The sequence below is a fragment of the Caballeronia sordidicola genome, from assembly GCF_001544455.2.
In the GTDB taxonomy this organism is placed as follows: domain Bacteria; phylum Pseudomonadota; class Gammaproteobacteria; order Burkholderiales; family Burkholderiaceae; genus Caballeronia; species Caballeronia sordidicola.
In genome coordinates this window covers 33,724-48,833 of record NZ_FCOC02000016.1, presented here as the reverse complement: position 1 = coordinate 48,833, position 15,110 = coordinate 33,724, and the positions used below count along the sequence as shown (strand labels likewise).

General features: G+C 61.3%; 12 protein-coding genes. 5 read left to right on the top strand and 7 right to left on the bottom strand.

Annotation, left to right across the window (positions count from 1 at the left end):
• Positions 1-98: 98 nt before the first annotated feature.
• The 7 genes from AWB64_RS22210 to AWB64_RS22180 form a co-directional block, all read right to left on the bottom strand.
• Complete coding sequence (locus tag AWB64_RS22210) at positions 99-1,319, bottom strand: ABC transporter substrate-binding protein (RefSeq protein WP_060857597.1); 1,221 nt, start codon at positions 1,317-1,319, stop codon at positions 99-101.
• A gap of 50 nt (positions 1,320-1,369) precedes the next feature.
• Positions 1,370-2,080 (bottom strand): ABC transporter ATP-binding protein, encoded by a 711-nt coding sequence (locus AWB64_RS22205; RefSeq protein WP_060857596.1) that lies wholly within the window; start codon positions 2,078-2,080, stop codon positions 1,370-1,372.
• A complete protein-coding gene (locus tag AWB64_RS22200; protein WP_060857595.1) occupies positions 2,077-2,865 on the bottom strand; it encodes an ABC transporter ATP-binding protein in 789 nt (262 codons plus the stop codon). Before AWB64_RS22200 ends, AWB64_RS22205 begins: the two co-directional genes overlap by 4 nt.
• Positions 2,862-4,784 carry an ABC transporter permease gene (locus AWB64_RS22195; RefSeq protein WP_060857594.1) on the bottom strand — a complete coding sequence of 641 codons (1,923 nt, stop codon included), beginning with the start codon at positions 4,782-4,784 and terminating at the stop codon, positions 2,862-2,864. The genes AWB64_RS22200 and AWB64_RS22195 overlap by 4 nt, the downstream gene beginning before the upstream one ends.
• A 398-nt stretch (positions 4,785-5,182) precedes the next feature.
• Positions 5,183-7,918, bottom strand: coding sequence for a cytochrome c (locus tag AWB64_RS22190; RefSeq protein ID WP_244164152.1), 2,736 nt, complete (start codon positions 7,916-7,918; stop codon positions 5,183-5,185).
• A 4-nt stretch (positions 7,919-7,922) separates the two neighbouring features.
• Positions 7,923-8,435 carry a (2Fe-2S)-binding protein gene (locus tag AWB64_RS22185; protein WP_060857593.1) on the bottom strand — a complete coding sequence of 171 codons (513 nt, stop codon included), beginning with the start codon at positions 8,433-8,435 and terminating at the stop codon, positions 7,923-7,925.
• A 16-nt stretch (positions 8,436-8,451) separates the two neighbouring features.
• The gene (locus AWB64_RS22180; RefSeq protein ID WP_060857592.1) at positions 8,452-9,612 is read right to left on the bottom strand and encodes an FAD-dependent monooxygenase; all 1,161 of its coding nucleotides are present in this window, start codon (positions 9,610-9,612) and stop codon (positions 8,452-8,454) included.
• Positions 9,613-9,944: 332 nt separating this feature from the next.
• Here AWB64_RS22180 and AWB64_RS22175 point away from each other — a divergent pair, with 332 nt between their 5' ends.
• The 5 genes from AWB64_RS22175 (at position 9,945) to AWB64_RS22155 (ending at position 15,095) form a co-directional block, all read left to right on the top strand.
• Complete coding sequence (locus tag AWB64_RS22175) at positions 9,945-10,697, top strand: maleate cis-trans isomerase family protein (RefSeq protein ID WP_060857591.1); 753 nt, start codon at positions 9,945-9,947, stop codon at positions 10,695-10,697.
• 53 nt (positions 10,698-10,750) lie between these two features.
• The gene (locus AWB64_RS22170; RefSeq protein WP_060857590.1) at positions 10,751-11,578 is read left to right on the top strand and encodes an alpha/beta fold hydrolase; all 828 of its coding nucleotides are present in this window, start codon (positions 10,751-10,753) and stop codon (positions 11,576-11,578) included.
• A gap of 10 nt (positions 11,579-11,588) precedes the next feature.
• Positions 11,589-12,623, top strand: a complete 1,035-nt coding sequence (locus tag AWB64_RS22165; protein ID WP_060857589.1) for a 2,5-dihydroxypyridine 5,6-dioxygenase NicX family protein — start codon at positions 11,589-11,591, stop codon at positions 12,621-12,623.
• A 25-nt stretch (positions 12,624-12,648) separates the two neighbouring features.
• On the top strand, positions 12,649-13,287 hold the full coding sequence (locus tag AWB64_RS22160; protein WP_060857588.1) for an isochorismatase family protein: 639 nt from the start codon (positions 12,649-12,651) through the stop codon (positions 13,285-13,287).
• Between the two features lie 491 nt (positions 13,288-13,778).
• Positions 13,779-15,095 (top strand): MFS transporter, encoded by a 1,317-nt coding sequence (locus AWB64_RS22155; RefSeq protein WP_060857587.1) that lies wholly within the window; start codon positions 13,779-13,781, stop codon positions 15,093-15,095.
• Positions 15,096-15,110: the final 15 nt, after the last annotated feature.

Below are 15,110 nucleotides of genomic sequence, written 5' to 3'. Positions count from 1 at the left end.
TTCCAACAACGTCGGCCCCCAAAAAAGCCGCGCCCGTTTCTGGGCGCGGCTTTCGTTTTACAGCCGGTTCTTGCAGCTGGCTTTTGCAGTCAGCACGCTCAGTCCGCCGGACGCATCTTCGCCACTTCGGCATCCGATGGCTGCACGCTCGCGCCATCGACATACCGGTACGACGTCATCACGCCCTTGCCATCCTTCAACGCGGTCGTACCCACATACGCGCCCATGGTCGACTGATGGTCTTGCGCACGATACGAGATCGGGCCAAACGGTGTATCGACGGACAAGCCCTTGAAGGCTTCGGAAAGCTTCTCGGAATCGGTCGATTTGGCCTTCTTCAGGCCATTCGCAATGGACATCAGCGCCGAATAGCCGACCACCGATCCAACCCGCGGATAGTCATGATATTTCGCCTGATACGCCGCGACGAACTTCTTGTTCGCAGGGGTATCGATTGAATACCACGGGTAGCCCGTCACGATCCAGCCAACCGGCGCTTCAGCGCCCAGCGGATCGATATATTCAGGTTCGCCCGTCAGCAACGACACCACCGAACGGTCCTTGAACAAGCCGCGCGTGTTGCCCTCGCGCACGAACTTGCCCAGGTCGGCGCCGAACTCCACGTTGAAGATGGCGTCGGGCTTGGCGTCGGCGAGCGCCTGCGTGACCGCGCCCGCATCGAGCTTGCCGAGCGGCGCAGCCTGGTCGGCGACGAACTCCACGTCAGGCTGCGCAGCCTTCAACAAGCGCTTGAATGTCGCCACCGCCGACTGACCGTATTCATAATTCGGATACACCACGGCCCAGCGTTTCTTGTGGAGCTTCGCGGCTTCGGGCACGAGCATGGCGACCTGCATATACGTGGATGGACGCAGCCGGTACGTGTACTTGTTGCCGTCCTCCCAGACGATCTTGTCGGTCAGCGGCTCGGCGGCAAGGAAGAATATCTTGCGCTGCTTTGCGTAGTCGGCGAGCGCGAGACCGGTGTTCGAGAGAAAGCCGCCGAACAGCAACGAGACCTGCTCGCCGGTCGCCAGTTCCTGCGCAACGCGAACGGTGTCGCCCGGGTTGCCGTTGTCGTCGCGCGAGATGACTTCGAGCTTCTTGCCGTCTATACCGCCCGCCGCATTGACTTCGTCGAGCGCCATGTTCCAGCCATTCTTATATGGCCCGAGGAACGCCGGCTGCGCCTTGTAGCTGTTGATTTCGCCGATCTTGATGGTGTCGGCGGCAACCGCGCCGGTCGACGCCAGGGCGGCGGCCAACGGCGCAAGCATCAAAACGGTCAGGCACAGCCGCGATCCAGCACGCGTGGTCATAGTTGTTCTCTCCAGAGAGGGCATAGATTGATGCTGAGAAGGAAACCGCTTTATACACTGAGGTACGCACGCCGCACGGCTTCGTCGCGGGCAAGTTCATCTATGGTGCCGCTGAAGCGGATCTGTCCTTTCTCCAGCACATACGCGCGGTCGCTGACCAGTTCGGCGAAATGCATGTTCTGCTCGGAGAGAAGAATGGAGAGTCCTTCGCGCTTCAATTCGAGAATCATGTTCGCCATCTGTTCAACGATGATCGGCGCCACGCCTTCGGAAGGTTCGTCGAGCAGCACGAGATAGGGATTGCCCATCAGCGTGCGCGACACGGTCAGCATCTGCTGCTCGCCACCGCTCATCTGGCTGCCCGGACGGTTCGGCATTTCCCCAAGATTCGGGAACAGCTTGAAGAGCTTGCCGGGTGTCCAGCGCGGCGCGTCATCACGTGGCGGCTGGCGGCCGGTATCGAGATTTTCCATCACGGACAGATCGCCGAACACGCGGCGGTCTTCCGGCACGAACCCCATGCCAAGCCGCGCGATGCGATACGGCGGCAAGGTTGAAATTTCCTGGCCACGGAAACTGATCGCGCCACGCCGCGTGGGCAGCATGCCCATAAGGGCTTTCATGGTCGTCGATTTACCCGCGCCGTTGCGGCCCATCAACGCGACCACTTCACCGCGGCCGACTTCGAGCCCGACGTCATAGAGAATTTGCGCGCGGCCATAGAACGCGTTCAGGCCCGACACTTTGAGCATGGCCGTCATCGCGCCACCCCGTCTTCGGCCAGCGACGCGCGCGGCATGAACGATTTCCCTGTGCCGAAGTACACCTCGCGCACGCGCGGATCGTTGCGCACGGTCTGCGCGTCCCCTTCGCCGATCAGTTTGCCGCGTGCGAGCACGATGAGTTTGTCGGCATAAGCGAACACCACGTCCATGCTGTGCTCGGTGAACAGCACGCCGAGCTTGTGGTCGATCACGAGTTGCTTGGTCAGCGCCATGAGGTCGTTGCGCTCCTTGGGCGCCATGCCCGCGGTCGGTTCGTCCATCAACAGAAGTTTCGGCTTGTTGGCAAGTGCAATGGCAAGCTCGACGCGCTTTACGTCGCCGTATGCGAGCACGCCGCACGCACGTTTTGCATGCGCCGCCATGCCGACCTGTTCGAGCAACGCGAGGGCTTCGTCGGCATGCAGCGACGGCGCTGGTTTCCACATGTTGAATAACTGGCGATCGCGCGAGACCAGCGCCATCTGCACGTTTTCAATGACCGTCATGGAGTTGAACGTGGCCGCGATCTGGAAGGTCCGTCCAACGCCCATGCGCCAGATATCGCGCGGACGTTTTCCGGCGATCTCGTGGCCATCGAAAAGAATGGAGCCCGAGCTGGGTCTCGACTGCCCGTTGAGCATGTTGAAGCAGGTCGATTTACCCGCGCCATTCGGGCCGATCAGCGCAAGCAGTTGTCCGGCTTCGAGGTCGAAGGAAACATCGTCGACTGCCTTGAGGCCGCCAAACGATCTCGCCAGATTCGATACGCGCAGCAAGCTCATGACGCCTCCTTGGCGGGTTGCGGCGCTGCGCCGTGATCGGTGTCACGGCGGGAGTCGAGCTTGTGCTGCACGAAGCCCACGATCCCCTGCGGGAACGCAATCACGAGAACCAGGATTGCGCCGCCGAGCAGCGCCTGCCAGTAGTCGGTTTGACGCGCCACCGTATCCTGCAACCAGGTGAACACCGCCGCGCCCACAACAGGCCCGGTCAGTGTCTGCAAGCCGCCGAGCAGCACCATCACGAGGCCGTCGACCGAACGACCCACGCTGATTGCCTCCGGCGAAATGGAACCCTTAGAGAACGCATACAACGAACCGGCAAGCCCGCAAAACAAGGACGCAATAATGAACGCGACCCATTGAATACGCTTTACATCGATACCAATGGCTTCTGCCCGCAACACCGAATCGCGCGATGCACGCATGGCATAGCCGAGCGGCGAGAACAGCATGCGCCTGAGCATCCACACGCCGATCACGGCGAACAGCAAGGTCAGGTAGTAATACGCGATCGGCGAGCTCAGCCATGCCGATGGCCACAGGTTGAGAATGCCATTGCTGCCGCCCGTCACCGCGTCCCACTGGTACACGATCGACCACACGATCTGCGCGAAGGCGAGCGTCAGCATCGCGAGATAAACACCCGACAAACGCACGCAGAACCATCCGAATACCAGCGCGCCGACGCCCGCGAGGACGGGGCCCAGCACAATGGCCGCTTCCATCGGCAGGTTGAGGACTTTCAGGAATAGCGCTGCGCCATAGGCTCCGAGGCCGAAATAAGCGGCATGGCCGAACGAATGCATGCCGCCGGGTCCCATGATGAAATGCAGGCTCGTTGCAAACAGGACAGCGATCAGGATTTCAACCAGCAGCACGGGCATGTACGGAAACACGCCCGACAACAACGGCGCAAGCAACAGCACCGTGAGGACAATGCCAGCAAATATTTTCAGCCGCGAATCCGCGCGGCGCAGCGGCGTTTCGGCGAACGCCATGGTGCGAACGGCGGTCTGCGCGCGGCCAAGCAAACCCCACGGCCTTACAACCAGCACGATCGCCATCACAACAAACTCCGCCACGAGCGTGAACTTGCTGAGCGAGAACACCACGCCGCCAATGGTCACGTCGCCAATGCCAATGCACAGCGCCTTGATCTCCGCGATCAGCAACGCGGCCACGAACGCACCCGGAATCGATCCCATGCCGCCGACCACGACGACGACGAAGGCGTTGCCGATGGTATCGAGGTCCAGCGAAAGATTGGCCGACATGCGCGGCACTTGCAGCGCGCCGCCGAGACCCGCCAAGAACGCGCCGATAAAAAACACGCCCGTGAAAAGCCACGCCTGATTGATCCCGAGCGCGCCGAGCATTTCGCGGTCGCTCGTCGCGGCGCGCACGAGCGTACCGAGCCGCGTGCGCGTGAGGCCAAACCACAACACGGCGAGCACGATGGGACCGATCACGATCAGCGCAATGTCATAGGTTGGCAGCGAGTGGCCAAGCAGGCTGACCGCGCCGCCGAGCAAGGGCGCGCGCGGACCGAACAGGTCTTCCGGGCCCCAGATATAAAGCGCGGCATCGCGGAAAATCAGCACCAGCGCGAAGGTCGCGAGCAGGTGGAACAATTCGGGCGCCTGATAGATGCGCCTGAGCACGATCATTTCCACGAGCGCGCCGATCACGGCCACGACAATGGCTGCTGCAAGCATCGAGAGCCAGAAGCCTGCGACCGTTGAACCAAAGCGGCTCGTAATGCTATAGGCCACGTACACGCCAAGCATATAAAACGAGCCATGCGCAAAGTTGACGATACGCGTGACGCCAAAAATCAACGACAAGCCCGATGCAACCAGAAACATGGCGCATGCGTCCGCTAGTCCGTTGATGAGTTGCACAGCCAGATTCGACAACATGACGCCTCTATCGCTTGGGGTTCATCAGGAAGACGGCGCGCGTCTCGCGCAGCGCTGGATCAACTCATCAATACAAATGTACACACTCTAATTCTAGTCTTCTATGCAATGAGCATGCCTGTTTTTAGGCTAGTGGCTTTTACTAAGTATTTGGCTTAAACTCATTATATAAAAGGCATTTCACGCTGACGGATCGCTGACACTCGGACACTGCGCAGTCCCGCACTGCACCTTTAAAACCCAGCGTACACGCCATAGTCTCTTTTACGGTGCGAAGGTCCCGCTATTGGTGCAATGCCGCGACGCAGTGCAGCGGGGCATGACAGGTTATCGGCCGATTATAAGAAGTGTTGGACGAAAGGGCCTGAACCAACCGCGCGCCCCTACGAAGCGAATATTTAATGCGCGTGCTTCCGAACCCGCGCCGACGCCTGTTCAAGATCCTTCCACGGCGCTTCGTTTGGCGCAAAAGTCGCGCGAATATACGTCACGAGTTCCGCCATCTGACTATCGTCGAACGAATCCCTGAAGCCGGGCATGTAGCCGAGCGCGTCGGTCGCGGGTGCATCAATACCGTTTTGAATGACCTTCAGCAGGTTGTCCGGCGTGGATTCGCTCACGCTTGTATTGAGCGCAAGCAACGGACGCACGCCGAAGTTGCCGACACCGCCCGTCACCGCATGACACACCGCGCACGCGCCTTCGAAAATGCGGCGGCCACTGTCGAGGCCTTGCAGCGTGACGGCGTCGGGTTTGTGTTGCGCAACCTGCGTTGGTTTGGCGGCGTCGGACGTATCCGACAACGAAGCCACGTAATGCGCCATGGCGCGCACATCGGCTTCCGGCAGCGTCGACAGACTTGCGACGACCGGCGCCATCGGTCCTGCAGCAACACCGTGTTCGGGCGAGAAGCCGGTCTTGAGATAATCGTAGAGCGCCTGCTCGGTCCATTTGACCGGCGCTTTGGAGTTGCCGACAAGCGATGGCGCGACCCATCCCTCCGCGCTGCCGCCCGTCATGTACAAGCGGCCGCCCTTCTCCGCGCCTAACATGTTGCGCGGCGAATGACACGCGCTGCAATGGCCGGCGCCATCGACGAGATACTGGCCGCGATTCCATTGCGCCGAGCGCGTTGGGTCCGGCTTGAATTCGCCTTGCTTCAGATACAGCGCGTTCCATCCCGCCACCAGCGCGCGCTGGTTCAGCGGAAACGGCAGGCGCGTTGGCGGCGGCGCATTTTCGACCGCAGGTTGCGACATGAGATACGCGTAGAGCGCGGTCATGTCCGCTTCGCTCATCTTCGTGAACGCGGTGTAGGGAAACGCGGGATACAGATGATGCCCATCGCGCGAAATGCCCTGACGCATTGCGCGATCGAAGGCGGCGAACGACCAGTTGCCGATACCCGTCTTCGGATCGGGCGTGAGGTTAGTCGTGTAGACCATGCCGAACGGCGTTTCGAGGCCCAGGCCACCCGCGTTGACCGCGCCGCCGGGCGCCGTGTGGCAGACGGCGCAGTCGCCGAATTCGGCGACTTCCCGGCCACGCGCGATGGTGGCTTCGGACCATGTGGAGGCCAGTGGGCGCGCAATGGGTTCAATGGGTTCAATGGGTGCACGGAGCGGCCAGAGAGAGCACGCGAGGCCGATCACGCCGCCCACGCCACCCGCCGCCAGCAGCGCCTTCAGCGAGCGCCTGCCGCGCTTCGGCGCGCCCACGAACGACGACGCCGATCCATCCAGCGCCGCGCGCACGCGTTCCGGCGTGAACGGCGGCGCGCGAAAGCGCACGCCAGTTGCGTCGAAGAGCGCATTGGCGATGGCGGCCGCTGCCGGCGAAGCATCGATGCTTTCGGTCACGATCTCGGCAGGCAACGTTGAAGACGGCGCCAATGCCAGTTCGTGCGATACCGCCTGCGCGTCGGGCGTTTCATCGTGCGAGGGCCGCGCGGTGAGTTGCAAACCCAGCGCGCGTGAGGCCGCCGCCGCGATCAGCCGCGCTGGAACGCCAGCCATATTGCCCAGCCTTCGACGTCCGCTCGCGCGTCCCGCGGCCACGCGATTGACGGCCACGTCGCCCGTTAGCCGATTGACGTCGAGATCGACGATCCATGCCGAATACGCGGGCGTTTCGGCGTCGCGCTTGTGTTCGTCGAATGCGAAACCTCGGCCGTGGACAATCGCGGTATTGCGCGTTTGCCTGGGCTTGCCTCCCCACGCGGCGCGCTCGGCAATGGTGTCGATCAACGCGCGCGCGCCGTCCTGCTCCACGGGATCGAGATGATCGAGCCGGAACGACACGGGGTCGCGCTGATTGTCACGCGCAATTTCATCGATAAACGATTCGCGCGCGAATGTGTGCGCGGCATCCGGAATGAGTCCGGCCGGATCGTCGGTCAGCGACCGGGAACGGCGGGAGAAGTACGGCCCCAAGTCTTCAGCGGCAGACGCTTCGTTGCCTGAAGATCCTGGTATGCGCGCCTCGTATTGCCAGTCGTGCAGCGTGCCTGTGCTATCGAGCGAAGCGGCAACGGCGAACGTCGCTTCCCGCGCGTTCGCCGACGATAAATATCCACCGACACACACCGCGCCGCCCACTTCGTTCATCAACATGACGGCCGCCATGGCGGCGTGTGTTGCCAACGCCAGATCCGTAGCCTTGCTCTCGTCCAATGAATGGAATTCGAAGCGCCCGGCGGAAAATCCTGTCGCGGCAACAAGCTTCGAAAGCAAGTCTGCACTGGCCGGCGCACGCGTCCACAACGAAACCAGATCGCCATCCATGCGCGCAATCGCTTCGCATGGCGTGAAAGAATCCGAAGAGAGAGGCCATGCGTAATGCGCTTCGTGCTGAAGGTCCGAACGCGCGACGGGCAGCGAAGCAGCGTCCGCGCCTGCAATGGGAACATCGATCAGACGGCGCGCCGCGTCACATGCAAGCTCAAGCCGGCCCGCAACAAACGCAGCCACGCTCCCTGTGTGAATCCAGCGCACGCCTTCGGTCCGCAAGGCAGCAGCACGCTCCAGCAACGCGGCGTCGGCGTTCATCAGCACACATGCGTGAAGCATCGAATCGGGCAGCAGCACGGGCTGGCCGGAATCCCGTTCGCGCATGGCGTCCATTGCACGCGTCATTGATTCAGCGCCCTTCTTCGCGTTTCAGGTACTCGATCGCGCGATGCACGGCCTTCATGATCTCGATGTGCGTGCCGCAGCGGCACAGGTTGAAGCGCAGCGCGTCGCGGATCGCGGCGTCATCGGGCTCGGGATTGCGATCGAGCAGCGCCTTCGTGCTCATGATCATGCCGTTCAGACAATAGCCGCACTGCGCCGCCTGTTCGTCGATAAAAGCACGCTGGATGGGATGCAGCGCATCCAGCGTGCCGAGCCCTTCGAGCGTCACCGTTTCCCGGCCGACCGCCGCCGCAACCGGCACCACGCATGAACGCGCGGGACCGCCGTCGAGCAGGACCGTGCATGCGCCGCATTGCCCGAGGCCGCAGCCGTACTTCGGGCCATTCAATTCGAAATCGTTGCGCAGCACATAGAGCAAGGGCGTGTCGCGCGTCACGCCTTCGAGCGTGCGCGACGAACCATTGACGGTCATGGTCAATGGTTCGGGAGCCGACGACGCAGATGCGGACACGCTCATGTTTGATTTATCGGAATCAGACCGCAGCTACCGATGCCTGTTTCGCCGCCGGCGCCTTTAACGGCTCGTTGAATACATCATACGCAAACACCCATGCCGGATCTTCGTTCGTGCGCAGCCACGTGTTGTTGTGCGAGACCAGTTGCACCTTCGAAGCACGCTCCGCGCGATTCGCTTCATACAGCGCGAACGCGCTGGCGTAGTCGTTCACACCGACCTCGTCCAGGCAGCGCGTCAGCATGGCCGCATCTTCGATTGCCATGGCCGCGCCCTGCGCCATATGCGGTTTCATTGGATGGCAGGCGTCGCCAAGCAGCACCAGGCGGCCGCGGCTCCACAACGGCAAGGGATCGCGCTCCAGCAGCGGCCACTTCGTGACTTCCGGCGTGGCGTCGATCAGCTTTTGCACCGAAGGATGGTAACCCGCGAAAACTTCGCGCATCTCGTCGCGGCTGCTCGGCGCAACCGATTGTCCCGCCGGCCACTCGGCTTGCGGAACGCCGGTCACGTAATAGATTTCATCGCGTTTGGACGTGACGTAATACACCATCATATGACGATCTTCCGACCACCACTTCACGCACAGATCGAACGGATCGGCGCCGAGCAGCGACGCCGGAAAGACGGCGCGGTGCGCCACATAACCCGTATAACGCGGCGGTTCGGCGCCCAGCAGATGGTCGCGGATCTTCGAATTCACGCCATCCGCGCCAATCACAATGTCAGCCGTCTCCACGCTGCCATCGGCAAACGTGAGGCGCACATCCTTGCCGGTTTCTTCGATCTGGGTCAGGCACTTGTTGAACTCGATGGTGCCAGGCTCGACCGCCTCGGTCATCAGCGCATGAAAGTCGCCGCGATGCACCGTGAGATACGACGCGCCGTATTCCTTCTCCGCGAAGTCGCCAAGCGGAATCTGGGCAATCGCTTCGCCGCTTTTCCAGTCGCGGCTGTACCAGAAGTCCGGATGCGATCCCATGACGTTGAGCGCATCTTCGCAACCGATGCGACGCATGATCTTCATCACATTCGGTCCGAGATGAATGCCTGCGCCAAGACGCGAAAACGCCGGAGCCTGCTCGTACAGACGCACTGAATACCCGGCGCGCTGCATCAACGCGGCTGCCGCCGTTCCTCCGAGGCCCGCGCCAACAATCGCGATACGGGGTGTGCTCATGATGATCTCTCCATGTCTGGCGCTCGGGCAAAAATTGCTTCAGCCGAGCCTGTTGAATGAACTGATATCGAGTGTACACATTGAATTATTTTGGGTAAAGAAAATTTGCATTTGATCCAGTCAAGTGCGAACAAGCCCTTTATAGGTGCGATTTATCAGGGTTTTCACCAACATAAAGCATGCGTGCACCAGCAAAAAATATTTGTGGAAACTTGTTATATTCCAATGTGTACACTAGAATTTCCTGACGCAATCAACGCACCGCATCGCGCATCCAAGCACTGAACCTATCAAGCCGCCCCGCGTGGCTCACGAAATACGGAGTCGAACAGATGAGCAAGAACTTCCGCATCGGCCAGATCGTGCCGAGTTCGAATACCACGATGGAAACCGAGATCCCGGCCATGCTGCTCGCGCGCCAGGCCATCCGCCCGGAGCGCTTCACGTTCCATTCGAGCCGCATGCGCATGAAGAAGGTGGTGAAGGAAGAACTCGCGGCCATGGATGCGGAATCGGACCGCTGCGCGCTGGAACTGAGCGACGCGCGCGTGGACGTGCTGGGCTATGCGTGCCTCGTCGCGATCATGGCGATGGGACATGGTTATCACCGGGTTTCCCAAAAGCGGCTGCACGAACGTACGGTCGAAAACGGCGGCTCGGCGCCGGTCATCACGAGCGCGGGCGCGCTAGTCGAAGCACTGAAGGTCATCAAGGCAAAGCGTATTGTGGTGGTTGCGCCCTACATGAAGCCGCTGACGGAACTCGTGGTGGATTACATCCGCTCGGAAGGGTTTGAAGTCGTCGACTACCGCGCGCTCGAAATTCCCGACAATCTGGATGTCGGCCGCCACGACCCGCGGCTCTTGCCGGAAATCGTGAAGACGCTGGACTACAAGGACGTGGATGCAATCGTGCTGTCGGCCTGCGTGCAGATGCCGTCGCTCGCCGCCGTGCCGCAAGTCGAGGCCATGACCGGCAAGCCGGTGATTACGGCGGCGATTGCGACCACCTACGCCATGCTGCGCGAGCTCGATCTCGAACGCGTGGTGCCGGGCGCGGGCGCGCTGCTCTCCGGCGCATATTGACCGCGCCGTTGAACCTTTCATTGAAAGCTTTCGACTCATCTACGGACCCCGCGATGGACTCAACCTTGCTCTACGGCGCGAATGTCAATGCCAATGGCATTCGCCAGCATTTCCTGCGCTATGGGGGCGCCGACGGCGTGCGCGCCGGCCGCCCTGCCGTGATCCTGATTCCGGGCATCACGAGCCCCGCAGTGACGTGGGGGTTTGTCGGCGAAGTGCTTGGCCGCCAGTTCGATACCTACGTGCTCGATGTCCGCGGCCGGGGTTTGTCGGAGGCATCGGCCACGCTCGACTACAGTCTCGACGCGCAAGCCGCCGATGTCATCGCGCTGGCTCAGGCGCTCGGCCTCGAACACTATGCGCTCGTTGGCCACTCGATGGGCGCCCGCATTGCCATCCGCGCCGCCCGCAGCGCACCTGAGGGCCTCACGCGCACGGTGCTGGTCGACCCGCCCGTATCCGGTCCCGGCCGCCGCGCGTATCCGGCGAAACTGCCGTGGTACGTGGATTCGATCCGCCTCGCCCTCAAGGGCATCGACGCCGAAGGCATGCTCGCCTTTTGTCCGACCTGGACCGAAGAGCAACGGCGCCTGCGCGCGCAATGGCTCCATACCTGCGACGAACGCGCGATGCTGACTTCATTCGAAGGTTTCCATACCGACGATATCCATGCCGATCTGCCGCACCTGCGCGTGCCGTCGCTACTCATCACGGCGGCGCGCGGCGACGTCGTGCTCGACGAAGACGTCAAGGAAATGCAGGCGCTCGCACCCGGTCTGCTGCATACGCGCGTGCCGGACGCCGGCCACATGATCCCGTGGGACAACGAAGCCGGCTTCTACGCAGCATTCGGCGATTTCCTCGGCGCAAAGCTTATTTAAAGGAGCTGTCATGCCTATCAGCGATTACGAAATGATTGCCGCGTGGAAAGAGGTGCTGACGTTGTCGAAGCTAGAAGCCGGCCAGACCGTCACCATTCTCACGAGCGCGTCCACACATCCGCAGACGCTGTCGAGCGCGCTGATCGCCACGCAGTCGATGGGCGCTATCGTCAACCGGCTCGACCTGTTGCCGGTAAATGGCGAAAAGGCGTTGAGCCGCGACTCGCTCGCGTATCTCGGCACCACGCCGCTGACCGGCAATCACGCGGCCATCGCGGCGTTGAAGGAAAGCGATCTCGTGCTCGACCTGATGACGCTGCTGTTCTCGCCCGAACAACACGAGATCCTGAAAACGGGCACGAAGATCCTGCTCGCCGTCGAGCCGCCCGAAGTGCTCGCGCGCATGGTCCCGACCGCAGCCGACCGCACGCGCGTGCGGGCGGCGGCGGCGCGCATCACGGCGTCGCGTGAAATGCGCGTGAAGTCGAGCGCCGGCACGGAACTGGTTTGTCCGCTGGGCGAATTTCCGGCGATCTCCGAATACGGTTTCGTCGATGAACCCGGGCGCTGGGACCACTGGCCAAGCGGTTTCGTGCTGACGTTCCCGAACGAAGGACAGGCGAGCGGACAGATTGTGATCGATCGCGGCGACATCCTGCTGCCGCAGAAAAGATACGTGAACGACCCGATCACGCTGACCGTTGAGAACGGGTATGCAACGCGCATCGATGGCGGCGTGGACGCCGCGTTGCTCAGCGATTACATGGCGTCGTTCAATGATCCGGAAGGTTACGCGATCTCGCATATCGGCTGGGGTCTGCAGCCACGCGCACGCTGGTCGACGCTCGGGCTTTACGACCGCGAAGCGACCATTGGCATGGATGCGCGTGCGTTCGAAGGCAACTTCCTGTTTTCTCTCGGACCGAATAACGAAGCCGGCGGCAAGCGCACCACGACATGCCATATCGACATTCCGCTGCGTCATTGCGACGTGATGCTCGATGGCGAAGCCGTGGTTCGCGACGGCGTGGTGATGGACCGCTGACACAATCCTGAATCGGAGCATTTGAATGAGCGACATCCAGAGCCATGCGGAATCCGGCGTCTACAAGCAGCAGGGATTCGGTACGCCATTGCCGGTGAAAGGCAATATCGGCTTGCTGATCGTGGACTTCGTGGTCGGCTTCGCGGACCCGAAGACCTTTGGCGGCGGCAATATTGCGCCGGCCATAAACCGCACCACGCATCTGCTTGCCGCCGCGCGACGCCATGAATGGCCGGTTGCGCACAGCCGCATCGTCTATGCCGCCGATGGCAGCGACGACAACGTCTTCTCGCTGAAAGTCCCGGGCATGGCAACGCTGACCGAGGATCATCCGAACAGCGCCATTGTGCCGGAACTCACGCCGGCGGCCGGCGAACTCGTTGTGCGCAAGACGGTGCCGTCCGCATTCTTCGGCACGCAGCTCGCGCCGTGGTTATCGCAGCGCGCGGTTCAGACGTTGATCGTGGCGGGCGCGGTGACGAGCGGATGCGTGCGCGCAAGCGTGGTCGATGCGATGTCGCATGGCTTTCGGCCGCTGGTCATTTCCGATTGTGTCGGGGACCGCGCGATCGGCCCGCACGATGCAAATCTCTTCGATATGCAGCAGAAATACGCCGCCGTGATGACGCTGGATGAAGCGCTTGCCGCCATCGAAAATCGATAAGAACACTCTGGTCCGAACGCTCGAGAAGCGCGGCTGAATCAACGCGATTTACCTCGAAAATGTCCCGCGGATCCGGCCTGCGGGACGCTTCAACACGCCTGAAGTAAAAATTATAACTATCTGATTTATAACGATATTTTGTTATAAAAACATTGCATTCCGGATTTTGATTTCGTAACTTTGCAGGTGCCGCGACGCTTAAGTTTTGCACCTTGCACAGCGTGGTCGTCGCCTCTTCGCGGAACTCGCTCTGCCCGCGCCTACAACGAATCACCCAGCCAAAATCCATGAGTCAGTTCTCGCGTTCGCCTTATCCACACAACCGGATGTTCAAGCTCGCAGCGGCAACCGCCGCGGCGATTAATTGCGTGCTTCCGTGACGGCGACCGCCGGGCAGTTCGCCGGAACGCTCGGGCTTTATCACCTGTTCTGACCTGTCACAGCACCTTATTTACAGCACCTTATTTACAGCGATTCCCAGGAGACACCTCATGTCGACCCCGATCACGGACACTGCGCGCGGCACGCTGCACACCGACGCCCAGGCGGAACGCGAGCTATACCGAAAGCTCACGTGGCGGCTCATTCCGTTCTTTTGCCTGTGTTATTTCTCGGCCTACCTGGACCGCGTGAACGTGGGCCTCGCGAAGTTGCAGATGCTCGATGCGCTGCATTTCAGCGACACCGTCTATGGACTTGGCGCGGGCCTCTTTTTTGTCGGCTACATTCTTTTCGAAGTACCGAGCAACCTGGTCTTGCAGAAGGTCGGCGCGAAGCTCTGGATTGCACGGATCATGGTCACGTGGGGCATTCTTTCCGGCCTCACGATGTTCGTCAAAACGCCCGGCCAGTTCTACGTCCTGCGCTTCATGCTGGGCGTGGCCGAAGCTGGGTTCCTGCCCGGCGTGCTGCTGTATCTGACGAACTGGTTCCCCGACGCACGGCGCAGCAAGATCATCGCGCTCTTCATGATGGGGTTGCCGCTGTCGAGCTTGATCGGAGGCCCGTTGTCGGGCTGGATCCTGACCTTCTTCGACGGCATGCACGGCTGGCAAGGATGGCAATGGTTGTTCGGGCTGGAAGCGTTGCCGTCCATCGTATTGGGCGTGCTGGTGTTCTTCTATCTGCCGAACACCGTGGAATCCGCCAGGTTCCTCGATCACGACGAGCGCCAGCGCCTGAAGCACGATCTCTCGCAGGAATCGCATGCGGGCAAGCGCCACAGGCTGCGTGACGCATTCACGGACCCCAAGGTGTGGGCACTCGGACTGATCGATCTGTGTGTACTGCTGGGCACGTATGCCATCAGCTTCTGGCTCCCGAGCATCATCCGTGATTCGGGCGTCAAGAGTGCGCTGGAAATCGGCATGCTGACCGCTATTCCAAATGCGCTCGCCGTGGTCATGATGCTGGTGACGGGCGCGAGTTCGGACAAGTACCGCGAACGCCGCTGGCATATCGTCGTACCGTTTGCGTGCACGGCGTTTGGCCTGATTGCCAGCACGTTCTTCAGCGGCAGCACGGCCATTACGGTGATCCTGTTGTCGATTGCGAATGCAGGCGTTGCCGCTGCCATGCCTGTGGTGTGGGCGCTGCCCTCCACGTTCCTGCGCGGCACCGCGGCGGCGGCAGGCATTGCGTTCGCGTGTTCGATTGCGAATCTCGGCGGCTTTGCAAGCACCTACGTACTCGGCTGGATGAAGGACGCAACGCACAGCATGAGCGCTGGCTTGATCACGTTCGGCTTCCTGATGCTCGCCGGATGTCTCTTGGCGTTGGCGATGCCCAAGAGTATTGTTAATCGATAAGCGCATTTTCAGGAA